Here is a 21,312-nt window from a genome sequence, read left to right as displayed (position 1 = left end):
CTCGGCCCCCTGACCGAAAGCCGGGCCTTGTGTGGACCACGCTCCACGCGCTTCGACTGGTTCCGTTGACGGGGTTGAAACCAGCCCGGAGAGTGGTAATCCACGCGAGGGGGACATGCGCGGCGACCGGCCGCGCCGCGGATCGGGGGGTCTGCCATGAGTGCGTCCACGTACGTCGGGACCTCGAAAGGCGCGAGGCTGCCGTGGGGAGACATCCTGCTCTCCGCGACAGCGGCGGTGAGCTGGGCGTTGATCGGGATGGCCGGCACGGCGGCGCTCGGACTGCATCTGCTGGAGGCGGATGCGGCGAGTTCCCTGGGCCCGATGACCGCCGCTGTGGTGGCCCTTGGGGCGGGTGGTTCCGTCACGCCGTCCGGAGATGTGTCCGCTTTCGGTCTGACCGGCGCGCAGGCGGCGACCGCCATCGAGATCACGCCACTCGGGGTGAGCCTGGTCGGTGCGGTCCTGCTGTCGTGGTTCTTCCTACGGTCGTTGCGGGGCGCGGGAGTTGTGATCGCGCCGGCCGAACTCCTCGCACGCGCGGGCACGGTGGTCGCGCTGTTCGTGGCGACGCTGGGCGGCCTGGCGTGGGCCGGGCACGACGTCATCACGATCGACGGGAGCTCGCTGGGGCTGGACGACCTGCCGGGCGGGGGTGGCGGCGGTCTCGAGATCCCCGGAGTCGGCGACATCGGCGGGCTGCTGCCCGACCAGGTCGGCGACCTCATCGACGCCAAGGCCGCGGTCGGCTTCACGGTGGACACCGCGCCGACGCTGCTCGGCGGCCTCGGCTGGTCCGCCGGCATCCTGCTGATCGCGCTGCTGGCCTCGCGCCGCACCCCGCTCCCCCGTGCCTGGAACGCGGTGCACCGTGTCGTACGGCCCGCCGTGTCCGCCCTCGTCACGGTGCTGCTGGTGGCGGTCGTGGCCGGGCTCGCGGCGGCGGCGTACGCGGCCATCGGCGACGACCACCCCAAGCGGATCGCGGGCGCCGCGCTGCTCGGCGCCCCGAACGGCGTGTGGCTCGGCATCCCCGTCGGTCTGTTCGTGCCGTTCGACGGCCGGGCCTCGGGAGTCCTGGTGGGCCTGCTCCCGGACCCCCTGGACGACCTCCTGAACAGCGACGCCGACCAGTCCGTGACCCTGAGCCGGCTGGCCGACCTGGACAGCCGGGTGTGGCTGCTGGGCGTCGCGGCGGCGGTGACGATGCTGCTGGCGGGCGTTCTGACGGCCGCGCGGACGCCGGTGGTGCCGAGGGGCGGCCCGGGGGTCGAGGCGGTGGGCGGCTCGGGTGCGGGGTCGGCCGGTGGCCCGGGTGCCGGGTCCGTGCGGGGTGCGGGTGATCACGGGGACGTACGGGACCCGGGGACCCTCCGTTTCGCCGTGCGGTGTGCGCTGCGGCTCGGGATCGTCACGGCGTTGACGCTGCCGTTGCTCTCCTGGCTGGCGGAGGTGTCCGTGGACGCCTCGCTGTCGGTGCTGGGGTTCGACGCGTTCGGCGCCGGGGTGGAGCTGCGGGGGAACCTCGGCATGGCGCTGGTGCTCGGGGCGGTCTGGGGAGCGGGGGCGGGTGCCGTGGGCGCGCTGCTGGCCCGCGCGACCGGGGCCGCGGGGCAGCGGGCGGCGCCGTTGGCCCTGGGGGCGGCGGTGGGCGGGGCGGATCGGGGCTCGGATGCTGGTACGGCCGCCGAGGCACCCGGTGCTCCGGGGCACGCCGGCCGGTCCGGGCCGTACGCCCCGGGTACGCCGTACCGGCCCCCGAACCCCGACACGAACCCGTACCTGCGGGTGCCGGACGGTCTGCGCGAGCCGGAGGACGCCCGGCCGCCCCACGCCGACGGCGGGCCCGAGGAGCCGCCGCCCGGCAGGGGCGACGACATGTACGGCGCGCCCACGGTCGTGCGGCCGTTCACACCGCCGCCGAGGTCGCCCCGGACTCCGCGAGGGCGTCGGAACGGGTCCTCGTCCGGAACGGGCGACGGGCCGCCGCCACCGCCGCCACCCCCTCCCGCCCCGCCGCCGAGGAAGCCCAAGGGACGTCCCTGAGGGTCCGGGAGGCCACCGGCACGTGGCCGTGAGGTGTCGGGCCACAGGTTTTCCTGGGGCGGTGCACAGCAACCGGTACGGAGATGTCCGGAACGTAAGACCTTCGCCATCCTGTCGACACCCACTGTTCCGTGTCCGCTAGACGGACCTCAGGGGCGGCAGGCACTGGGTGCCGGATACGGTGGAAGCACCATGAGCGCTTCGCAGACCTCAGAGATTCCCGCCGTCCCCACACTTCTCGTCAAGATCTTCGGGAAGGACAGGCCGGGTATCACCGCCGGCCTCTTCGACACCCTGGCCGCCTACTCGGTCGACGTGGTCGACATCGAGCAGGTCGTCACCCGAGGCCGGATCACGCTGTGCGCGCTCGTGACGCAGCCGCCGGCCGGCATGGAGGGTGACCTGCGGGCGACCGTCCACAGCTGGGCGGAGTCGATGAAGATGCAGGCGGAGATCATCTCCGGCCTCGGCGACAACCGTCCGCGCGGCCTCGGACGCTCCCTGGTGACCGTGCTCGGACACCCGCTCACCGCGGAGGCGACGGCCGCCATCGCGGCCCGGATCACCAAGTCCGGCGCCAACATCGACCGTATCTTCCGGCTCGCCAAGTACCCCGTGACAGCGGTGGAGTTCGCGGTCTCCGGCGCCGAGACGGAGCCGCTGCGCACCGGCCTGGTGACGGAGTCCGCGGCACTGGGTGTCGACGTCGCGGTCGTCGCGGCCGGGCTGCACCGCCGCGCCCAGCGTCTGGTCGTCATGGACGTGGACTCCACGCTCATCCAGGACGAGGTGATCGAGCTCTTCGCCGCGCACGCCGGCTGCGAGGACAAGGTGGCCGAGGTGACGGCGGCCGCCATGCGCGGGGAGCTGGACTTCGAGCAGTCGCTGCACGCGCGCGTGGCGCTGCTGGCGGGGCTGGACGCCTCGGTGGTGGAGAAGGTGCGCACCGAGGTGCGGCTGACGCCGGGGGCGCGCACGCTGATCCGCACGCTGAAGCGGCTCGGCTATCAAGTGGGAGTCGTCTCGGGTGGGTTCACGCAGGTCACCGATGATCTGAAGGAGCGGCTCGGGCTCGACTTCGCCCAGGCGAACACGCTGGAGATCGTCGACGGCAAGCTCACCGGCAGGGTGACCGGCGAGATCGTGGACCGGGCGGGCAAGGCGCGGCTGCTGCGCCGGTTCGCCGCGGAAGCCGGGGTGCCGCTGTCGCAGACGGTGGCGATCGGTGACGGCGCCAACGACCTGGACATGCTCAACGCGGCCGGGCTCGGCGTCGCCTTCAACGCGAAGCCGGTGGTGCGGGAGGCCGCTCACACGGCGGTGAACGTGCCGTTCCTGGACACGGTCCTGTATCTGCTCGGCGTCACCCGCGAAGAGGTCGAGGCCGCGGACATGCACGACGACGAGGACTGACGACCCGCACCGGACGCGCCCTGCGGGAGGCCCGGACGTCCTGCGTGCGCAGGGGCCCGGCACCATGACGGTGCCGGGCCCCTTCGTGCGGGTCGGTCACTCGGACGGGGCCCAGTAGTCGAGCAGCGTGGCCACCCCGGGCTCCAGCGTCTTCCAGGAGCCGCTGAAGGACAGGACGGCGAAGGCGGCGGCCGGGAAGCCGCGGCGGCTCATCCGCTCGCGCGCGTCACCGTCGGCGGAGCCGGACAGCACGTCGGCGAGGCCCTGCACACCGGGGTTGTGGCCGATCAGCAGGACGTCGTGCGCGTCGTCCGGGGTTTCGTTGAGCAGGGCGATCAGCTCGCCGGGCGAGGCCTCGTAGACCCGCTCTTCGTAGACGGTCTTCGGCCGGTGCTGGAACTCGTGGACGGCGAGCTTCCAGGTCTCCCGGGTCCGGGTCGCGGTGGAGCACAGGGCCAGTTCGAAGGGGATGGCGGTGTCGGCCAGCCTGCGGCCGGCCTCCGCCGCGTCCATGCGGCCCCGCTCGGCGAGCGGCCGCTCATGGTCGGTCACCTGTGGCCAGTCGGCTTTCGCATGCCGGAAGAGGACGATCCTGCGGGATTCTGGGACGCTCATGAGATCCAGCTTCGCACGAAACAGGCCATGGGGCGCAGGTAGTTGACCGGCGCCTCCGGGGGCGCTCAGTGCGTGATCAGCTGCTGTATGCGCTCGAAGAGCTGGGTGACCGCGGGCTCGGCGGTGGCGGCCTGCGCGTCCGCCGGGTTGAGTATCAGGGTCAGCAGGGTGATGAACGCGAGCGTCGGCAGGGCGATGGCCCACCAGGGCAGCCGGATCTCGGCACGGCCCGGGGACGCCGGCTGGGGCGGGGTGTGCGTACGGGCCGACATGATGCCTCCGCGGATCTTCGAGTGGTCGGTGTCCGCTCGTCGCGGCCACACTTCGAAGTTACGGACCGATCGGCCCTCAACCCATCCGGTGATCCACCCAGTTGACCCTGACACACACCCCCTAGGGGATGGTGGTGCCAGCCCCACCATCGGCCGCCGAGGTGTGCCTTTCGGCGTCCCTCGGGGACCGGGTTCAGGGTGAGGCGATCGTCGCGATGATGCCGATGATCACGAAGATGGCGAAGAACGCGCCGAAGACGAGCAGCAGCTTCTTCTGGCCGTTCTGGGGGTTCGGGTCGAGCACTGGCATACGGGAAGTCTCCCATCCGCCGCCCGTGCCCGCCCCGCCGGGGTGTGCTCAGCGGGCCGCTTCCTCCTCCACGACGCGGTCGCGTCCCGCGAGGACGCCTACCGCCATCTGCGGGATCATCAGGCCGGCCATGAGGGCGATCGGCAGCCCCCAGCCGCCGCTGTGCTGGTAGAGCACTCCGACCAGGAGCGGGCCGGGGATGGAGATCAGATAGCCGGTGCTCTGCGCGAAGCCCGAGAGCTGGGCCACGCCCGCGCTGGACCGGGCGCGCATGCCGACCATGGTGAGGGCCAGCGGGAACGAGCAGTTGGAGACGCCCAGCAGCACGGCCCAGACCCAGGCGCCGGAGACCGGGGCAAGGTACAGGCCGGCGTAGCCGACGAGGCCGCAGGCGCCCAGCGCGAGCACGATCGGCCCCTGGTGGGGCAGCCTGGTGGCGAGGCGCGGGATGACGAAGGCCAGCGGCACGCCCATCACCATGGTGACGGCGAGCAGCAGGCCCGCCTTGCCCGCGTGCACTCCGGAGTCCCGGAAGATCTGCGCCATCCAGCCCATCGTGATGTAGGCGCCGGTGGCCTGGAGCCCGAAGTAGACGGCGAGGGCCCAGGCGGTGCGGCTGCGGGTGACGCGCACCGGGGGCGCCTGCACGCGCGCGTGGCTCTCGCGCCCGGCGGCCGTGCCGGGCGCCGCCGAACGGTCCCGCACGAAGGGGACCCACGGCACCACGGCGGCCACCGCGAGGCCCGCCCACACCGCGAGGCCGCTGTGCCAGTTCCCGCCCAGCAGGTCGGTCATCGGCACCGTCACGGCCGCGGCGGACGCGGTGCCCAGGGCGAGGGCCATGGAGTACAGGCCGGTCATGGAGCCGACCCGGTCGGGGAACCAGCGCTTGACGATGACCGGCATCAGGACGTTGCTGACCGCGATGCCCATGAGGGCGAGCGCGGTGGCGGCCAGGAAGCCTGCCGTACCGCCCGCGTACGGTCGTACGAGGAGGCCCGTGGCGATGGCGACCATGCCGGCGCACACCACGGCGCCGGGGCCGAAGCGGCGGGCCAGGCGCGGGGCGGCTACGCCGAAGACGGCGAAGCACAGCGGCGGCACGGAGGTGAGCAGTCCGGCCACGCTGCCGCTCATGCCGAGGGAGTCGCGGACCTCTTCGAGGAGGGCGCCGAGGCTGGTGATGGCGGGGCGGAGGTTGAGCGCGGTCAGCACGATGCCGGCCACGAGCAGCCGCATCGTCCACGCGCGCGTGGCGGGCTCCGAGAGGGTCGGGGTCTCAGGGGTGCGTATGCGCATGGACGTCACCGTCCGGGTGGATTCCTCGCTTGCCATGCCGCCCATCATAGAATCATGGGATGATTGGTTGTCCACCCCCGGGACCCACAGTCCCGGTCCTGACGTGCGAAGGTGTGCCATGCCCCTGAGCCACCCCCGCCGCTCGGCGCTGTCCGAGCAGGTCATCGCGGCCTTGCGGAACCAGATCGCCACGGGCGAATGGCCCGTCGGCTCCCGCATCCCGACCGAGCCCGAGCTGGTCGAGCAGCTCGGCGTGGCCCGCAACACCGTCCGCGAGGCGGTCCGCGCGCTCGCGCACAACGGCCTGCTGGACATCCGCCAGGGCTCCGGCACCTACGTCGTCGCGACCAGCGAGCTGGCCGGCGTCATGCACCGCCGCTTCACCGACGCCGACCCCCGGCACATCGCCGAGCTGCGCTCCACGCTGGAGTCGGGTGCCGCCAAGCTGGCCGCCGTGCGGCGCACGGAGAAGGACCTCAAGCAACTGGACACGCTGCTGGCGCGGCGCGAGGAGGCCTGGGAGTCGGGCGGCACGGAGGCGTTCGTGGCGGCGGACGCGACCTTCCACCTGGCCGTGGTCGCGGCCTCCCACAACGACGTGATGACCGCGATGTACGCGGATCTGGGCGAGGTCCTGGTGGACTGGCTGCGCGACGACGTGGGCACCGAGCTGACGCCGGAGACGTATCTGGACCACGCGCGGCTGGTCGACGCGATCCGCGCGGGAGACGCGTCCGCCGCCGCGGACGAGGCGGCGGGCTATCCGTTCCACTGCCGTCCGGGCCGTGTCAGCCCTGCCGCCGGTGACTGACCCACACCGAGTCGATCTCCTTCCAGCAGCGCGCCGACAGCCGCACGGTCTGGGCGGGCTCGGCGGCCACCGGGGAGCCGTCGCTGTCCAGGTCCCACCAGCGGGCGCACTCCACATGCAGGCTCACGCTGTCGGTCTCCGGATACGGGTTGTGGCAGAACGCGGTCGCCCGGGAGCCGGTGACACTGATCCGGCACGCGGCACCGAACGGCTCCTCGGGCTCTGTCTCGGCGCCCGCTGCCGCGGAGTGCACACGCGCGTGGGCGATCGCCGCGCAGGACACCGGCAGGACGAGCGCGACGGCGACGGTCGTTGAGGCCAAGCGGCGGGACAAGCGCACAACGGGACCTCCTCGGCCGTACGGGAGAGGGGTTCGCGTGAGGAACGCGTACTCCAGGGTGCGCGGCCCGCGGGCCCTGCCGCCTCGCCTGATGGGCCGAACGGGTGACGCCCCGCTCCCCGCGCGGCGGCGGGAAACGGGGCGTCGAGGGTGTACGGGAGGTCAGGCGCCGATGGCGTGCAGACCGCCGTCCACGTGGACGATCTCGCCCGTGGTCTTCGGGAACCAGTCGCTCAGCAGGGCGACGACGCCCTTGCCGGCCGGCTCCGGGTCCTTCAGGTCCCACTCCAGCGGGGCGCGGGTGTCCCACACGGAGGCGAGCTCCGCGAAGCCCGGGATGGACTTGGCGGCCATCGAGCCGATGGGGCCGGCCGAGACGAGGTTGCAGCGGATGTTCTGCTTGCCCAGGTCACGCGCCATGTAGCGGCTGGTGGCCTCCAGGGCGGCCTTGGCCGGGCCCATCCAGTCGTACTGCGGCCAGGCGTACTGCGCGTCGAAGGTGAGGCCGACGACCGAGCCGCCGTTCTGCATCAGCGGCAGGCAGGCCATGGTCAGCGACTTCAGGGAGTACGCCGAGACGTGCATGGCGGTGGCCACGGACTCGAACGGCGTGTTCAGGAAGTTGCCGCCGAGGGCGTCCTGCGGGGCGAAGCCGATGGAGTGCACGACGCCGTCGAGGCCGCCGAGCTCCTCGCCGACGACGTCGGCCAGCCGGCCGAGGTGCTCGTCGTTGGTGACGTCGAGCTCGATGACCTTGGTGGGCCTGGGGAGCTTCTTGGCGATGCGCTCGGTCAGCGTGGGCCGCGGGAAGGCGGTCAGGATGATCTCGGCGCCCTGCTCCTGGGCCAGCTTGGCGGTGTGGAAGGCGATGGAGGACTCCATCAGCACACCGGTGATCAGGACGCGCTTGCCCTCGAGAATTCCACTCATGTTGATCAGTGACCCATTCCCAGTCCGCCGTCAACGGGGATGACGGCTCCAGTGATGTACGAGGCGTCGTCCGAGGCGAGGAACCGCACCGTCGCGGCGATCTCCTCCGGCTGCGCGTAACGACCGAGCGGCACCTGCTTCACGATGCCCTCACGCTGCTCGTCGGTGAGCACCTTGGTCATGTCGGTGTCGACGAAGCCGGGCGCGACGACGTTGAAGGTGATGTTGCGCGAGCCCAGCTCACGGGCGAGGGAGCGCGCGAAGCCGACCAGGCCGGCCTTGGAGGCGGCGTAGTTGGCCTGGCCGGGACCGCCGAACAGCCCGACGACCGACGAGATCAGCACCACGCGGCCCTTCTTGGCGCGCAGCATGGCGCGGTTGGCCCGCTTGACCACGCGGAAGGTGCCGGTGAGGTTGGTGTCGATGACCGAGGTGAAGTCCTCCTCGGACATGCGCATCAGGAGCTGGTCCTTGGTGACGCCGGCGTTGGCGATCAGCACCTCGACGGGGCCGTGCTCGGCCTCGATCTCCTTGTAGGCCTGCTCCACCTGCTCGGTGTCGGTGATGTCGCACTTGACGGCCAGGAAGCCGGCCGGCGGCTCACCCGAGCGGTATGTGATCGCGACCTTGTCGCCGGCGTCGGCGAATGCGCGGGCGATGGCGAGGCCGATGCCCCGGTTGCCTCCGGTGACGAGAACCGAGCGGCTCAACGGATCACCCTTTCGATAGGGGTCTGACACACCCGCCCGAACAGCTGGGTGACAGGCGGCTTCTCCGAAAACCTATCGGGCCGCTCCCCGCCGGGGACATTCGGGCACCGACAGTGGCGTACGGGAGTCACTGTCGGGTCTCTACAGAAACATGCCGACTCCAGCCGGAAACGTGTGGTCCACCGGCCCGCCCGCGCGACATGATCGTGCCGACAGGCCACGACAGCAGGGAGACCTCCGTGCCTCATACGATCGATGAAGCCTTCACGGCGCTTCCGCTACGCGCCCTGGCCGACGCGGCGCTGGCACGCGCGCGTGCGCTCGGCGCGGAGCACGCGGACTTCCGGTTCGAGCGGGTGCGCAGCGCGTCCTGGCGGCTGCGGGACGCCCGCCTCGCCGGGTCCTCGGACACCACCGACCTCGGCTACGCGGTGCGGGTGGTGCACGGCGGGACCTGGGGCTTCGCGTCCGGGGTCGATCTGACGCCGGACGCCGCCGCCAAGGTCGCCTCGCAGGCGGTCGCCATGGCGAAGCTGTCCGCCCAGGTGATCAAGTCGGCGGGGTCGGACGTGGCGGTACCTCCCGCGCCTTTCGGGCAGCGGGGGAGGGTGGAGCTCGCCGACGAGCCGGTGCACGCCGAGAAGACGTGGATCTCGTCGTACGAGATCGACCCGTTCACCGTGCCCGACGAGGAGAAGTCGGGGCTGCTGGCGGACTGGAGCGCGCGGCTGCTCGCGGCGGACGGCGTCAACCACGTGGACGCCTCGCTGCTGACGGTCCACGAGAACAAGTTCTACGCCGACACCGCCGGGACCGTGACCACTCAGCAGCGCGTCCGGCTGCACCCGCAGCTGACCGCGGTGTCGGTCGACGAGTCGAGCGGCGAGTTCGACTCCATGCGCACGATCGCGCCGCCGGTCGGCCGGGGCTGGGAGTACCTGACGGGGACCGGCTGGGACTGGGAGAGCGAGCTGGAGCAGATCCCCGGGCTGCTCGCCGAGAAGATGCGGGCGCCGAGTGTGGAGGCGGGGCCGTACGACCTCGTCGTGGACCCCTCCAACCTGTGGCTGACGATCCACGAGTCGATCGGGCACGCCACCGAGCTGGACCGCGCCCTCGGCTACGAGGCCGCCTACGCCGGCACCTCCTTCGCCACCTTCGACCAGCTCGGCAAGCTCCGCTACGGCTCGGACCTGATGAACGTCACCGGTGACCGCACCGCCGAGCACGGCCTCGCGACGATCGGGTACGACGACGAGGGCGTCGCCGGGCAGTCCTGGGACCTGGTGAAGGACGGCACCCTGGTCGGCTACCAGCTGGACCGGCGCATCGCGAAGCTGACCGGGTTCGAGCGCTCCAACGGGTGCGCGTTCGCCGACTCCCCCGGCCATGTGCCGGTGCAGCGCATGGCCAACGTCTCCCTCCGGCCGGATCCGGCCGGGATGTCGACCGAGGATCTGATCGGCAGCGTGGACCGCGGGATCTACGTCGTCGGCGACCGGTCCTGGTCGATCGACATGCAGCGCTACAACTTCCAGTTCACCGGGCAGCGGTTCTTCCGGATCGAGAACGGGCGGATCACCGGCCAGCTGCGGGACGTGGCCTACCAGGCGACGACCACCGACTTCTGGGGCTCGATGGCGGCGGTGGGCGGCCCGCAGACGTACGTCCTCGGCGGCGCCTTCAACTGCGGCAAGGCCCAGCCGGGCCAGGTCGCGGCGGTCTCGCACGGCTGCCCGTCGGCCCTCTTCAAGGGCGTGAACATCCTCAATACAACGCAGGAGGCGGGTCGATGAGCGCCGGCATCAGGATCTGCTGGGACTCCGGGGGCCCGCGGCGGCGGCCGCCGATGTCACAGCCCCCGGGAAAGCACAGTCTGAACACCACGCAGGAGGCCGGTCGATGAGCGCCAGTACCAACAAGCCGCACGAGATCGTCGAGCGGGCCCTTGAGCTGTCGCGGGCGGACGGGTGCGTCGTCATCGCCGACGAGCAGTCGACCGCCAATCTGCGCTGGGCGGGCAACGCGCTGACCACGAACGGCGTCACGCGCGGGCGGACGCTCACCGTCGTCGCGACCGTCGACGGCAAGGAGGGCACCGCCTCCGGTGTCGTGTCCCGCTCGGCCGTGACCCTGGACGAGCTGGAGCCGCTGGTGCGGGCCGCCGAGGCCGCCGCCCGCTCCGCCGGGCCCGCCGAGGACGCGCAGCCGCTGGTGGCGGACGTACCGGCGTCGCAGGACTTCGCCGACGCCCCGGCCGAGACGTCGTCGACGGTGTTCGCCGACTTCGCCCCGGCACTGGGCGAGGCGTTCGCACGCGCGCGTGCGGGCGGACGGGAGCTGTACGGCTTCGCGAACCACGAGATGGTGTCGACGTACGTGGGCACGTCCACGGGGCTGCGGCTGCGGCACGACCAGCCCAACGGCACGCTGGAGCTGAACGCCAAATCGCCGGACCGCACCCGCTCGGCCTGGGCGGGGCGCGCCACCCGGGACTTCAAGGACGTGGACCCGACGGCGCTGGACGCCGACCTGGCCGTACGCCTCGGCTGGGCCGAGCGGCGTCTGGAACTGCCGGCCGGCCGGTACGAGACGCTGCTGCCGCCGACCGCCGTGGCCGACCTGCTGATCTACCAGCTCTGGTCGGCGTCGGGCCGGGACGCGGCCGAGGGCCGGACCGTGTTCTCCAAGCCGGGCGGCGCGACCCGCCTCGGGGAGAGGCTGAGCGAGCTGCCGCTGACGCTGCGCAGCGATCCGAACGAGCCGGGCCTGGAGTCCGCGCCCTTCGTGATCGCGCACTCCTCCGGGGGCGACCAGTCGGTGTTCGACAACGGGCTGCCGCTCACGGCCACCGACTGGCTGCGCGAGGGCGAGCTGAGCCACCTCACGACCACCCGGCACAGCGCGGGCCTGACCGGTCTGCCCCTGGCACCGGCGATCGACAACCTGATCCTGGACGGCGGCCAGGACCGCTCGATCGAGGAGATGGTCGCGAGCACCGAGCGCGGGCTGCTGCTGACCTGCCTCTGGTACATCCGGGAGGTCGACCCGGCGACGCTCCTGCTCACGGGCCTGACCCGGGACGGTGTGTACCTGGTCGAGAACGGCGAGGTGACCGGCGAGGTCAACAACTTCAGGTTCAACGAGTCGCCGGTGGATCTGCTGGGGCGGGCGAGCGAGGCCGGCCGTACCGAGAAGACCCTGCCCAGGGAGTGGGGCGACTGGTTCACCAGGGCCGCGATGCCGGCTCTGCGCGTCCCCGATTTCAACATGAGCTCTGTCAGTCAGGGCGTATAACCTCGTAGTCGGCTGTCACCCGACTGCCCGAGATCATCAAGGAGACACGAGAACCGTGACGGACATCGTCGACGAGCTGAAGTGGCGTGGCGTGATCGCCCTGTCCACTGACGAGGACGCATTGCGCAAGGCGCTCGCGGACGGTCCCGTCACGTTCTATTGCGGTTTCGACCCGACCGCGGCCAGTCTGCACGTCGGCCACCTGGTGCAGGTCCTCACCATGCGCCGCCTGCAGCTGGCGGGTCTGCGCCCACTGGCGCTGGTCGGCGGCGCGACAGGCCAGATCGGCGACCCGCGCCCCACGGCCGAGCGCACGCTGAACGACCCGGAGACGGTCGCGAACTGGGTGAACCGGCTGCGCGGGCAGATCGAGCCCTTCCTCTCCTTCGAGGGCGACAACGCCGCGGTGATGGTGAACAACCTCGACTGGACGGCCGGTCTGTCGGCCATCGAGTTCCTGCGGGACATCGGTAAGCACTTCCGCGTCAACAAGATGCTCACCAAGGACTCCGTCGCCCGGCGGCTCCAGTCCGAAGAGGGCATCAGCTACACCGAGTTCAGCTACCAGCTGCTCCAGGGCATGGACTTCCTGGAGCTGTACCGGCGCTACGGCTGCACGCTCCAGCAGGGCGGCAGCGACCAGTGGGGCAACCTCACGGCGGGCCTGGACCTGATCCACCGGCTGGAGCCGCACGCGGGTGTGCACGCGCTGGCGACGCCGCTGATGACCAAGGCGGACGGCACCAAGTTCGGCAAGACCGAGGGCGGCGCCATCTGGCTCGACCCGGAGATGACGACGCCGTACGCGTTCTACCAGTTCTGGCTGAACGCGGACGACCGGGACATCTCGACCTACCTGCGCATCCTCTCCTTCAAGTCCCGCGAGGAGCTGGAGGAGCTGGAGAAGCAGACCGAGGAGCGTCCGCAGGCGCGGGCCGCGCAGCGTGCGCTGGCCGAGGAGCTGACGACGCTGGTGCACGGCGCCGACCAGACGGCCGCCGTGATCGCCGCGTCCCGTGCGCTCTTCGGGCAGGGCGAGCTGACGGATCTCGACGACGCGACGCTGGCGGCGGCGCTGTCCGAGGTGCCGCACGTCCAGGTCGGCGAGCTCGGCCCGGTGGTCGATCTGTTCGCCGAGGTCGGGCTGGTGGCCAGCAAGTCGGCCGCTCGGCGCACCGTGAAGGAGGGCGGGGCCTACGTGAACAACGTCAAGGTCGCCGGCGAGGACGCGGTGCCCGCGAAGGAGGACCTGCTGCACGGGCGGTGGCTGGTGCTGCGGCGCGGGAAGAGGAACCTGGCGGCGGTGGAGTTCACCGGCGCGTAGCGCTCCGCGGGGCGCGCCGATTCGGGGTGCGTCGTAGGGGTGCGGTGGTCTGCGGGCTGCGGCTTCGTCGTGGCTGGTCGCGCAGTTCCCCGCGCCCCTTTGGGCGTTGCCCCTGATCAGTTACGTCTGTTGCGTCTTCTTCCTGCCGATCGTTGCCGCGTAGAGCATGTCGCCCAGGTAGACGATGATCACCGCGGCGACGATCTGGAAGATGTGCCGGCTCCAGTCGATGCCGCGGGTGGACTCGACGCCGAACGCGCGGGCGACGGAGTTGCCGACGATGGCGCCGAGGATGCCGAAGATCGTGGTCAGCCAGAGCGGGCTGTGCTGCTTGCCGGGGATGATCAACTTGGCCAGCAGGCCCAGTACGAATCCCACGATGATCGCCCACAACCAGCCCATGGCTGCCTCCTCGTACGGCTCGGGGTGAGCAGTAGGCCCAGTCTTGGTCCGGCCCTGGTACGCCGCATGCGGGGTGCCGCCGTACGCGTTACGGCTCACTGCGTTCCCCCAGGTGGCAGGGGCCCCGGTCTCGTAGGCGGCGCAGGCGAGGCGTAACGTGGAGGGTGTCCCGGGACGGGCCCCCGACCGGGGACAGAGGGGCACGGGCAGGGGAACAGTCCGATGCGGGCGGATGGTGGAATGTGATGCGGAAGCTGCACGCGAGCGGCAACACCGAGGTGTTCCGGATCACCGGGGCCCGCACGGGTCTCCAGGAGGATGTGCGCGGCCGGCAGCGTCGGTACATCATCTCCATGTCGATCCGCACGCTTTCGGTGATCCTCGCGGCCTCGCTGTGGAACGTGGAACGGCATGTCGCGATCGTGGCGTTGGTGCTCGGCGCGGTCCTGCCGTACATCGCGGTGGTGGTCGCCAACGCGGGGCGGGAAAATGCGCCGTCTCTGCCGTCGACGTTCGTGAGCTCGCCGATGCGGACGATGATCGCGCCGCCGCGGACGAACGACGGTTTCGCGGAATCGGCCCCGGAAGATGTGGTGGACGACTCGGCACCCGGCGCACAAAGCAAACCGCACGACGGGTCGTGATGCTGCGGACCGGCGGGTTCCGAAAGACGACTCCGCGCCAAGCTCAGGAAAAGCTCAGATCAATCGTGTTGTTCCGGTGCCGGGCGACGGGTTACCCGTGACATACTTCGTAGGCGCTCCGCATCCCCCGTCGGAGCGACGGACCGACGCCGGGCAGCTCCCCCCGTGGCTGCTCGGCGTCGCCTTTTTGTGCGCGACTTGTGAGATGAATCCGTGAGTGAGACACCCATTTGTTCTGCCAAGGGATGTCGCGTCGATGCCGTGTGGGTACTGGCGTGGAACAACCCGAAGATTCATACGCCGGAGCGGCGCAAGACCTGGCTCGCGTGCGAGGAACATCGCGAGCATCTGTCGCAGTTTCTCGGGGTGCGGGGGTTCTTGAAGGACGTCGTCCTGTTGAAGGAATGGGAAGAGGCCCCTTCAGCCACCGATGGCTGACATCGGCCTGTCCGGCTGGACGAACGACGGGTCGTCCAGACCCGCGCCCGCTTTCTTGCCCCACATCGCCAGGCGCCAGATACGGGCGATCTCCTCGTCGGGTGCGCCGGAGCGCAGGGCCGCTCGAAGGTCCGTCTCCTCCTTGGCGAACAGGCACGTGCGTATCTGACCGTCGGCGGTGAGGCGGGTGCGGTCGCAGGCCGAGCAGAACGGGCGGGTGACCGAGGCGATGACACCGACGACATGCGGGCCGCCGTCGACCACCCAGCGCTCCGCCGGGGCCGAGCCACGCTTCTCCGCGCCCTCGGCGGTCAGCTCGAAGCGGGTGCGCAGGGACGCAAGGATGTCACCGGCGGTGATCATGCCGTCGCGCTTCCAGCCGTGCTGGGCGTCCAGGGGCATCTGCTCGATGAAGCGCAGTTCGTAGTCGTGCTCCACGGCCCAGGCCAGCAGGTCGGGGGCCTCGTCCTCGTTCAGACCCGGCATCAGGACCGAATTGACCTTGACCGGGGTCAGGCCGGCGGCGCGCGCGGCGTCGAGGCCCTCGATGACGTCCTTGTGGCGGTCGCGGCGGGTGAGGGTCTTGAAGACATCGGGGCGCAGGGTGTCCAGGGAGACGTTGACCCGGTCCAGGCCGGCGGCCTTCAGGGCGGCCGCGGTGCGCCTCAGGCCGATGCCGTTCGTCGTCAGGGACATCTGGGGGCGCGGGGCCAGCGCGGCGACCCGCTCCACTATGCCGACCAGGCCGGGGCGCAGCAGGGGCTCGCCGCCGGTGAAGCGGACCTCCTCGATACCGAGGGAGGTGACGGCGATGTCGATCAGGCGGACGATCTCGTCGTCGGTGAGCAGGTCGGGCTTGGCCAGCCACTGCAGGCCCTCTTCGGGCATACAGTACGTGCACCGCAGGTTGCAGCGGTCGGTCAGCGAGACCCTCAGGTCGGTGGCCACTCGGCCGTAGGTGTCGATGAGCACGTTGGCCCCCTCCCTCGACGCGACCAGTTTCAACTTCCGTCACCTGTGAGCCTACGTGACCGCACTGACAGTGACACAGGCCCGATCCCACGACGTGCGACGCGGCCGCGTCGTAGATCCCTACGACACGGCCGCTCAGGGGGCCTGCTCAGTGGGCGCCGGTGCCGGTCAGGGACCGGACCTCCAGCTCCGCGTACTTGCCGGCGTCGGGCTCCTCCTTGGACAGGACCGTGCCGAGCCAGCCCATGAGGAAGCCGAACGGGATGGAGATGATGCCCGGGTTCTTCAGCGGGAACCAGGCGAAGTCGACGTCCGGGAACATCGCCTTCGGGTCGCCGGAGACGACCGGTGAGAACAGCACCAGACCGACGGCGACGATCAGACCGCCGTAGATCGACCACAGCGCGCCCTGGGTGGTGAACCGCTTCCAGAACAGGCTGTAGAGGATCGTCGGCAGGTTGGCGGAGGCCGCGACCGCGAAGGCCAGGGCGACCAGGCCGGCGACGTTCAGGTCGCGGGCGAGGGCGCCGAGGAGGATGGAGACGGCGCCGATGCCGATGGTGGCGAGGCGGGCCGCCCTGACCTCCTCCTTCTCGGTGGCCTGGCCCTTCCTGATGACGTTGGCGTAGATGTCGTGGGCGAACGACGAGGACGAGGCCAGTGTCAGACCGGCGACGACCGCGAGGATCGTCGCGAAGGCCACCGCCGAGATGGTGGCGAGCAGGATCGCGCCCCAGGCCGAATCGACGCCGCCGAGGTGCAGGGCGAGCAGTGGCGCCGCGGTGTTGCCGGACGGGTTGGAGGCGATGATCTCGTCCTGGGAGATCAGCGCGGCGGCGCCGAAGCCGAGGGCGATGGTCATCAGGTAGAAGCCGCCGATGATGCCGATCGCCCAGTTCACGGACTTACGGGCGGCCTTGGCGTTGGGCACCGTGTAGAAGCGGATCAGGATGTGCGGCAGACCGGCGGTGCCCAGGACCAGGGCGATGCCGAGGGAGATGAAGTCCAGCTTGGAGGTGCCGGTGGCGCCGTACTGGAGGCCGGGCTCCAGGAAGGCGGCGCCCTTGCCGCTGTTCTCGGCGGCCTTGCCCAGCAGATCCGAGATGTTGAAGTTGAACTTCAGCAGCACCAGGAACGTAATGAGGATCGTGCCACTGATGAGCAGCACGGCCTTGACCATCTGGACCCAGGTCGTGCCCTTCATGCCGCCGATGGAGACGTAGACGATCATCAGGACGCCGACGAGGCCGACGATCAGGACCTTGCCGGCGTCGGAGGTGATGCCGAGCAGCAGCGAGACCAGGACGCCGGCACCGGCCATCTGGGCCAGGAGGTAGAAGATCGACACGACGATCGTGGAGGTGCCGGCCGCCGTGCGCACGGGTCGCTGGCGCATGCGGTACGCCAGCACGTCACCCATCGTGTAGCGGCCGGAGTTCCTGAGCGGCTCGGCCACCAGGAGCAGGGCGACCAGCCAGGCGACCAGGAAGCCGATGGAGTACAGGAAGCCGTCGTAGCCGAAGAGGGCGATGGCGCCCGCGATGCCGAGGAACGACGCGGCGGACATGTAGTCGCCGGAGACGGCGAGGCCGTTCTGGAAGGCGCTGAAGGACCGGCCGCCCGCGTAGAAGTCGGCGGCGTCCTTGGTCTGGCGGCCGGCCCAGACGGTGATGAACAGGGTCGCCACCACGAAGCAGGCGAACAGGGTGATGATCAGCGACCGGTGCTCGCCGGCCTCGTTCGCGGCAAGGGTCATCGCGGGGCTCATGCGCCGCCCTCCATACGTGTCTTGATGGCCTCGGCCTTGGGGTCGAGCTTGGCGCCGGCGTGGCGCGAGTACCACCAGGCGATGAGGAACGTGGTGACGAACTGGGCGATACCGAAGACGAACGCGATGTTGATGTTGCCGAACAGCTTGGTGCCCATGAAGTCGCCCGCGTAGTTGGAGAGCAGGACGTACAGCAGGTACCAGGCGATGAAGGCGACGGTCAGCGGGAAGGCGAAGGAGCGGTAGGAGCGGCGCAGTTCACCGAACTCCGCACTCTGCTGCACCTCGGTGAACTCCTCGGTGGAGGGGAGTTGATGTTGCTCTTTCGAGGGGGGCGGTGCGTCGGTAGCCACGGAGTCTCCTCGCGTTGCGGGCGCTGTTGCGACGGTGGACGGGGAAGGTTGGGGGGTTGGGGACGGCTCGGGGGTCGGGGACGGCTCGGGTGCGGGCATGGCGGCTCTGTTCTTAGCAGTGAGATGGATCACATGAGCCGGCTGGCGATGGTAGGGCCCCGGCGGGTGATCCAACAGGGGGGCTCGATCGTGCTCGCGCCTCCTGCACAAGGTCACGGCGCCACGCGAGGACCGGTTCAACTCCCCGGGTCTCTTTCCGAAGTCGTCTCGGCCGGATTGCTGGCCAGGAGGTTCAGGGATAACTTCGCCCCAGCACCACTCGTCATGTACCTGCCCGAGCGCCACACGCGGCTCGGGCGGTTCCGGTTCCGGATGATGTGGAGATCCCATGGCTCATCTGCGGTCCAGACGGCGACTCGCCCTCGCCGTCCCGCTCGTTCTCTCGCTGACCGCCTCGCTCGGCTTCCTGCCGACGGCGGCCTCGGCGGCACCGCCCACCGAGTCCGTCGCACAGGCCGCGGACGACGGGCCCGCACTGGCCTATGTCGTGAACACCAGGCCGGACCGCCGCACGGTGGATTCGGTGCGCAAGGCGATCAAGGCGGCCGGGGGGACCGTCGTGATCGCGTACGACCGGATAGGCGTGATCGTCGTCCATTCGGCGCAGGCCGGCTTCGCCGAGACGATGCGCAAGGTCCGCGGGGTGCAGTCGGCGGGCGTGACGCGTACGACGCCGCTGACCGCCGCCGGGACGACGGACGAGGGTCCCGTCCAGGTCCTGACGGAGCAGCAGGCCACGCGGACCACCAGGGCGTCGGGCGCCGCCGGTGACAGCGAGCCGCTCGAGGCCGACCAGTGGAACCTGCGTGCCATCGGCGCCGACCGGGCCGCGAAGATCAACCCGGGCAGCCCGAAGGTGACCGTCGCCGTGATCGACAACGGCGTCGACGACACCCACCCCGACCTCGCCCCGAACTTCTCCGCGGCCCAGTCCGCGAACTGTGTCGGCGGCAAGGCGGACACCGGCGCCGGCGCCTGGCGGCCGTACACCACCGCCGACTCCCACGGCACGCACGTGGCCGGCGAGATCGCCGCGCCCCGCAACGGCATCGGCATCGCCGGTGTCGCCCCGGGCGTGAAGGTCTCCGCCATCAAGGTGAGCGACCCCGTCAACGGCCTCTACTACCCCGAAAGTGTCGTGTGCGCCTTCGTGTTCGCCGCCGACCACGGGGTGGAGATCACGAACAACAGCTACTACGTCGACCCGTGGCTCTACAACTGCGTGGGCGACCCGGACCAGCGGGCGATCGTGGACGCCGTCAACCGGGCCCAGCTGTACGCCCAGCGCAAGGGCACCCTCAACCTCGCCTCGGCCGGCAACTCCAACCACGACCTCGACTCCGACGCGCTCGTGGACGACAGCAGCCCCGACGACTCGACACCGGTCGAGCGCACCATCGACCCGCACCAGTGCTTCGACGTGCCGACCCAGCTGCCGGGCATCGTCACGGTCAGCGCGACGGGCGTGAAGAACCTCAAGTCGTACTACTCCTCGTACGGGTACGGCGTGGTCGACATCGCGGCCCCCGGCGGCGACCGGCTCTACCAGATCCCCGACACGCCGTCGAAGAACGGCCGCATCCTGGCCACCCTCCCGAACAACCAGTACGGCTACCTCCAGGGCACGTCGATGGCCTCCCCGCACGCCGCGGGCGTCGCCGCGCTGCTGAAGTCCCGCTACCCGAAGGCGACTCCGCACCAGCTGCAGGCGCTGCTGAAGGCCCAGGCGGACAACCCGGGCTGCCCGGAGTCGTACGACCAGAACGGCGACGGCACGCCGGACGCGGTCTGCGTGGGCGGCAAGCGGGTCAACGGGTTCTACGGATTCGGGATCGTGAACGCCCTGGACGCCGTCGACTGAGACCCGTACTGCATAGTGCGGTCATGACTGCACTCGGTACTGCCTGGTCCGCGGTGGGCGGCGATGCCGCCCTGCTGCCGCGGGTGTCGACCGTGGTGCGGGAGGGCGCGCTCGATGCGCGCCTTCCCGTACGGGAGTTGGCGCGCGCCTGTGTGGGCGCGTGCGCGCTGGCCGCCGCCGAGCTGGGGGCGCGGCGGGCCGGGCGGGCCGAGGTGCCGCGGGTGCGGCTGGACGACGGGGCGATCGCCACGGCGTTCGTGAGCGAACGGCACCTGCTCGTCGGCGGGCGCGCGCCGGTCTGGTTCGCGCCGCTGTCCAAGTTCTGGCGGACGGCGGACGGCTGGGTGCGCACGCACGCGAACTATCCCCATCACCGGGCCGGGCTGCTGGCCGGGCTGGGTGTGGCACAGGAGGATCCGGACGCGATCGGGGCGGCGCTCGCCGAGCGGTCCTCGCACGAGGTGGAGCAGGCCGTGTACGCGGCCGGCGGGCTGGCCGTGGCGCTGCGTACGCCACGCGAGTGGGCGGCGCACGAGCAGGCGCCGGCGGTGGCGCGGCGGCCGCTCGTCGAGCACGAGCGGCTGAACACGGCACGCGCGCGTGCGCTCCCGCCCCTCGACGGCACTCCCCTGCTGCCCGCGGCCGGGGTCCGCGTCCTGGACCTGACGCGGGTCATCGCCGGACCGGTCGCCACCCGCACGCTCGCGCTGCTCGGCGCGGACGTGCTGCGCCTGGACCCGCCGCGGCTGCCCGAACTGCTCGACCAGCACACCGACACGGGCTTCGGGAAGCGCTCGGCGACGCTGGACCTGGCCGCCGACCGGCGCACCTTCGAGGAGCTCCTCGCGGCGGCCGACGTCGTCGTCACCGGCTACCGGCCGGGCGCCCTGGACCGGTTCGGGCTGTCCGCGCGGGCACTGGCCGAGCGCCGGCCCGGGCTGGTCGTGGCACAGCTGTCGGCCTGGGGCGCGTACGGGCCGTGGAGCGGGCGGCGCGGCTTCGACAGCCTGGTGCAGGTCGCCACCGGGATCGCGGCGACCGAGGGATCCGCCGAGCAGCCCGGAGCGCTGCCCGCGCAGGCCCTCGACCACGGCACCGGGTATCTGCTGGCGGCGGCCGTTCTGCGGGCGCTGACCGAGCGGGCGGAGCAGGGGGACGGGCGCTGCGTACGGCTGGCGCTGGCGCGTACGGCTCGTTGGCTGACGGACGGGATCGAGCCGGGCCCGCGGGGGGACGTGGCGTACGAGGCGCCGGACGCGTGGCTCGGCGAGCGGGACAGCGCGCTCGGGCGGCTGCGGTACGCCCGGTCGCCGGTGTCCTTCGAGGACGGTCCCCGCGACTGGGCGCGACCGCCCGGGGTGTGGGGCGCGGATCCGGCACGGTGGGACTGAACGCAGGGGGCGCCGGAGCCGTACTCCAGGACGGAATGCTCTGCCCCTACTTGTTT

General features: G+C 71.1%; 21 protein-coding genes. 10 read left to right on the top strand and 11 right to left on the bottom strand.

The features are described from left to right. Positions 1-156 precede the first annotated feature (156 nt). Positions 157-2,046, top strand: a complete 1,890-nt coding sequence (locus tag AC3ETA_RS40625) for a streptophobe family protein (RefSeq protein WP_432197924.1) — start codon at positions 157-159, stop codon at positions 2,044-2,046. A gap of 192 nt (positions 2,047-2,238) precedes the next feature. Then, on the top strand, positions 2,239-3,459 hold the full coding sequence (gene serB / locus AC3ETA_RS40620) for a phosphoserine phosphatase SerB (RefSeq protein WP_432197923.1): 1,221 nt from the start codon (positions 2,239-2,241) through the stop codon (positions 3,457-3,459). Positions 3,460-3,555: 96 nt separating this feature from the next. On the opposite strand, the gene AC3ETA_RS40615 is transcribed toward serB, so the two are convergent. The 4 genes from AC3ETA_RS40615 to AC3ETA_RS40600 form a co-directional block, all read right to left on the bottom strand. Then, a complete protein-coding gene (locus AC3ETA_RS40615) occupies positions 3,556-4,074 on the bottom strand; it encodes a SixA phosphatase family protein (protein WP_432197922.1) in 519 nt (172 codons plus the stop codon). 65 nt (positions 4,075-4,139) lie between these two features. Then, positions 4,140-4,346 carry a hypothetical protein gene (locus AC3ETA_RS40610; protein ID WP_432197921.1) on the bottom strand — a complete coding sequence of 69 codons (207 nt, stop codon included), beginning with the start codon at positions 4,344-4,346 and terminating at the stop codon, positions 4,140-4,142. Between the two features lie 193 nt (positions 4,347-4,539). Beyond that, positions 4,540-4,656 carry an SGM_5486 family transporter-associated protein gene (locus AC3ETA_RS40605; RefSeq protein WP_093745518.1) on the bottom strand — a complete coding sequence of 39 codons (117 nt, stop codon included), beginning with the start codon at positions 4,654-4,656 and terminating at the stop codon, positions 4,540-4,542. 48 nt (positions 4,657-4,704) lie between these two features. Beyond that, positions 4,705-6,003, bottom strand: a complete 1,299-nt coding sequence (locus AC3ETA_RS40600; RefSeq protein WP_432197920.1) for a CynX/NimT family MFS transporter — start codon at positions 6,001-6,003, stop codon at positions 4,705-4,707. A gap of 70 nt (positions 6,004-6,073) precedes the next feature. Between AC3ETA_RS40600 and AC3ETA_RS40595 the strand changes: the two genes are divergently transcribed. Continuing rightward, positions 6,074-6,766, top strand: coding sequence for a FadR/GntR family transcriptional regulator (locus AC3ETA_RS40595; protein WP_432197919.1), 693 nt, complete (start codon positions 6,074-6,076; stop codon positions 6,764-6,766). Here AC3ETA_RS40595 and AC3ETA_RS40590 read toward each other — a convergent pair. The 3 genes from AC3ETA_RS40590 to fabG all read right to left on the bottom strand — a co-directional run bounded on the left by AC3ETA_RS40590 (position 6,744) and on the right by fabG (position 8,746). Continuing rightward, positions 6,744-7,106, bottom strand: a complete 363-nt coding sequence (locus tag AC3ETA_RS40590; RefSeq protein ID WP_432197918.1) for a hypothetical protein — start codon at positions 7,104-7,106, stop codon at positions 6,744-6,746. The genes AC3ETA_RS40595 and AC3ETA_RS40590 overlap by 23 nt on opposite strands. A 162-nt stretch (positions 7,107-7,268) precedes the next feature. Further along, positions 7,269-8,036 (bottom strand): enoyl-ACP reductase FabI, encoded by a 768-nt coding sequence (gene fabI, locus AC3ETA_RS40585; RefSeq protein ID WP_381690687.1) that lies wholly within the window; start codon positions 8,034-8,036, stop codon positions 7,269-7,271. Positions 8,037-8,041: 5 nt separating this feature from the next. Continuing rightward, on the bottom strand, positions 8,042-8,746 hold the full coding sequence (gene fabG, locus AC3ETA_RS40580; RefSeq protein WP_030946159.1) for a 3-oxoacyl-[acyl-carrier-protein] reductase: 705 nt from the start codon (positions 8,744-8,746) through the stop codon (positions 8,042-8,044). Positions 8,747-8,985: 239 nt separating this feature from the next. Here fabG and AC3ETA_RS40575 point away from each other — a divergent pair, with 239 nt between their 5' ends. From AC3ETA_RS40575 to tyrS, 3 genes are all read left to right on the top strand, one after another. Next, positions 8,986-10,542, top strand: coding sequence for a TldD/PmbA family protein (locus AC3ETA_RS40575; protein ID WP_432197917.1), 1,557 nt, complete (start codon positions 8,986-8,988; stop codon positions 10,540-10,542). Positions 10,543-10,648: 106 nt separating this feature from the next. Continuing rightward, the gene (locus tag AC3ETA_RS40570; RefSeq protein ID WP_432197916.1) at positions 10,649-12,043 is read left to right on the top strand and encodes a metallopeptidase TldD-related protein; all 1,395 of its coding nucleotides are present in this window, start codon (positions 10,649-10,651) and stop codon (positions 12,041-12,043) included. 55 nt (positions 12,044-12,098) lie between these two features. After that, the gene (gene tyrS, locus AC3ETA_RS40565) at positions 12,099-13,367 is read left to right on the top strand and encodes a tyrosine--tRNA ligase (protein ID WP_432197915.1); all 1,269 of its coding nucleotides are present in this window, start codon (positions 12,099-12,101) and stop codon (positions 13,365-13,367) included. A 120-nt stretch (positions 13,368-13,487) separates the two neighbouring features. On the opposite strand, the gene AC3ETA_RS40560 is transcribed toward tyrS, so the two are convergent. Further along, positions 13,488-13,769 (bottom strand): GlsB/YeaQ/YmgE family stress response membrane protein, encoded by a 282-nt coding sequence (locus tag AC3ETA_RS40560; protein WP_432197937.1) that lies wholly within the window; start codon positions 13,767-13,769, stop codon positions 13,488-13,490. Between the two features lie 245 nt (positions 13,770-14,014). Between AC3ETA_RS40560 and AC3ETA_RS40555 the strand changes: the two genes are divergently transcribed. Next, the gene (locus AC3ETA_RS40555; protein WP_432197914.1) at positions 14,015-14,413 is read left to right on the top strand and encodes a DUF3099 domain-containing protein; all 399 of its coding nucleotides are present in this window, start codon (positions 14,015-14,017) and stop codon (positions 14,411-14,413) included. 213 nt (positions 14,414-14,626) lie between these two features. Further along, on the top strand, positions 14,627-14,851 hold the full coding sequence (locus tag AC3ETA_RS40550; protein WP_432197913.1) for a hypothetical protein: 225 nt from the start codon (positions 14,627-14,629) through the stop codon (positions 14,849-14,851). Here the strand turns inward: AC3ETA_RS40550 and moaA are convergent. The 3 genes from moaA to AC3ETA_RS40535 all read right to left on the bottom strand — a co-directional run bounded on the left by moaA (position 14,834) and on the right by AC3ETA_RS40535 (position 17,944). Further along, positions 14,834-15,823, bottom strand: a complete 990-nt coding sequence (gene moaA / locus AC3ETA_RS40545) for a GTP 3',8-cyclase MoaA (protein ID WP_432197912.1) — start codon at positions 15,821-15,823, stop codon at positions 14,834-14,836. The genes AC3ETA_RS40550 and moaA overlap by 18 nt on opposite strands. A gap of 148 nt (positions 15,824-15,971) precedes the next feature. Next, the gene (locus AC3ETA_RS40540; RefSeq protein ID WP_432197911.1) at positions 15,972-17,591 is read right to left on the bottom strand and encodes a solute symporter family protein; all 1,620 of its coding nucleotides are present in this window, start codon (positions 17,589-17,591) and stop codon (positions 15,972-15,974) included. Further along, positions 17,588-17,944, bottom strand: coding sequence for a DUF485 domain-containing protein (locus AC3ETA_RS40535; protein WP_107907302.1), 357 nt, complete (start codon positions 17,942-17,944; stop codon positions 17,588-17,590). The genes AC3ETA_RS40540 and AC3ETA_RS40535 overlap by 4 nt, the downstream gene beginning before the upstream one ends. A 388-nt stretch (positions 17,945-18,332) precedes the next feature. Between AC3ETA_RS40535 and AC3ETA_RS40530 the strand changes: the two genes are divergently transcribed. Continuing rightward, positions 18,333-19,865, top strand: coding sequence for a S8 family serine peptidase (locus AC3ETA_RS40530; RefSeq protein ID WP_432197910.1), 1,533 nt, complete (start codon positions 18,333-18,335; stop codon positions 19,863-19,865). 23 nt (positions 19,866-19,888) lie between these two features. Next, a complete protein-coding gene (locus AC3ETA_RS40525; RefSeq protein ID WP_432197909.1) occupies positions 19,889-21,256 on the top strand; it encodes a CoA transferase in 1,368 nt (455 codons plus the stop codon). The last annotated feature ends 56 nt before the right edge of the window (positions 21,257-21,312 follow it).

This window comes from Streptomyces sp. bgisy027 (genome assembly GCF_057710365.1).
This window is presented reverse-complemented; position numbering and strand designations above follow the sequence as displayed.

Coding starts and splice junctions, on each gene's coding strand:
- AC3ETA_RS40610 (WP_432197921.1), bottom strand. CDS start 4,346: ATGTCGGCCCGTACGCACACCCCGCCCCAGCCGGCGTCCCCGGGCCGT.
- AC3ETA_RS40605 (WP_093745518.1), bottom strand. CDS start 4,656: ATGCCAGTGCTCGACCCGAACCCCCAGAACGGCCAGAAGAAGCTGCTG.
- AC3ETA_RS40530 (WP_432197910.1), top strand. CDS start 18,333: ATGGCTCATCTGCGGTCCAGACGGCGACTCGCCCTCGCCGTCCCGCTC.
- AC3ETA_RS40615 (WP_432197922.1), bottom strand. CDS start 4,074: ATGAGCGTCCCAGAATCCCGCAGGATCGTCCTCTTCCGGCATGCGAAA.
- AC3ETA_RS40595 (WP_432197919.1), top strand. CDS start 6,074: ATGCCCCTGAGCCACCCCCGCCGCTCGGCGCTGTCCGAGCAGGTCATC.
- AC3ETA_RS40560 (WP_432197937.1), bottom strand. CDS start 13,769: ATGGGCTGGTTGTGGGCGATCATCGTGGGATTCGTACTGGGCCTGCTG.
- AC3ETA_RS40600 (WP_432197920.1), bottom strand. CDS start 6,003: ATGATGGGCGGCATGGCAAGCGAGGAATCCACCCGGACGGTGACGTCC.
- AC3ETA_RS40540 (WP_432197911.1), bottom strand. CDS start 17,591: ATGAGCCCCGCGATGACCCTTGCCGCGAACGAGGCCGGCGAGCACCGG.
- fabI (WP_381690687.1), bottom strand. CDS start 8,036: ATGAGTGGAATTCTCGAGGGCAAGCGCGTCCTGATCACCGGTGTGCTG.
- AC3ETA_RS40525 (WP_432197909.1), top strand. CDS start 19,889: ATGACTGCACTCGGTACTGCCTGGTCCGCGGTGGGCGGCGATGCCGCC.
- AC3ETA_RS40555 (WP_432197914.1), top strand. CDS start 14,015: ATGCGGAAGCTGCACGCGAGCGGCAACACCGAGGTGTTCCGGATCACC.
- AC3ETA_RS40570 (WP_432197916.1), top strand. CDS start 10,649: ATGAGCGCCAGTACCAACAAGCCGCACGAGATCGTCGAGCGGGCCCTT.
- AC3ETA_RS40625 (WP_432197924.1), top strand. CDS start 157: ATGAGTGCGTCCACGTACGTCGGGACCTCGAAAGGCGCGAGGCTGCCG.
- serB (WP_432197923.1), top strand. CDS start 2,239: ATGAGCGCTTCGCAGACCTCAGAGATTCCCGCCGTCCCCACACTTCTC.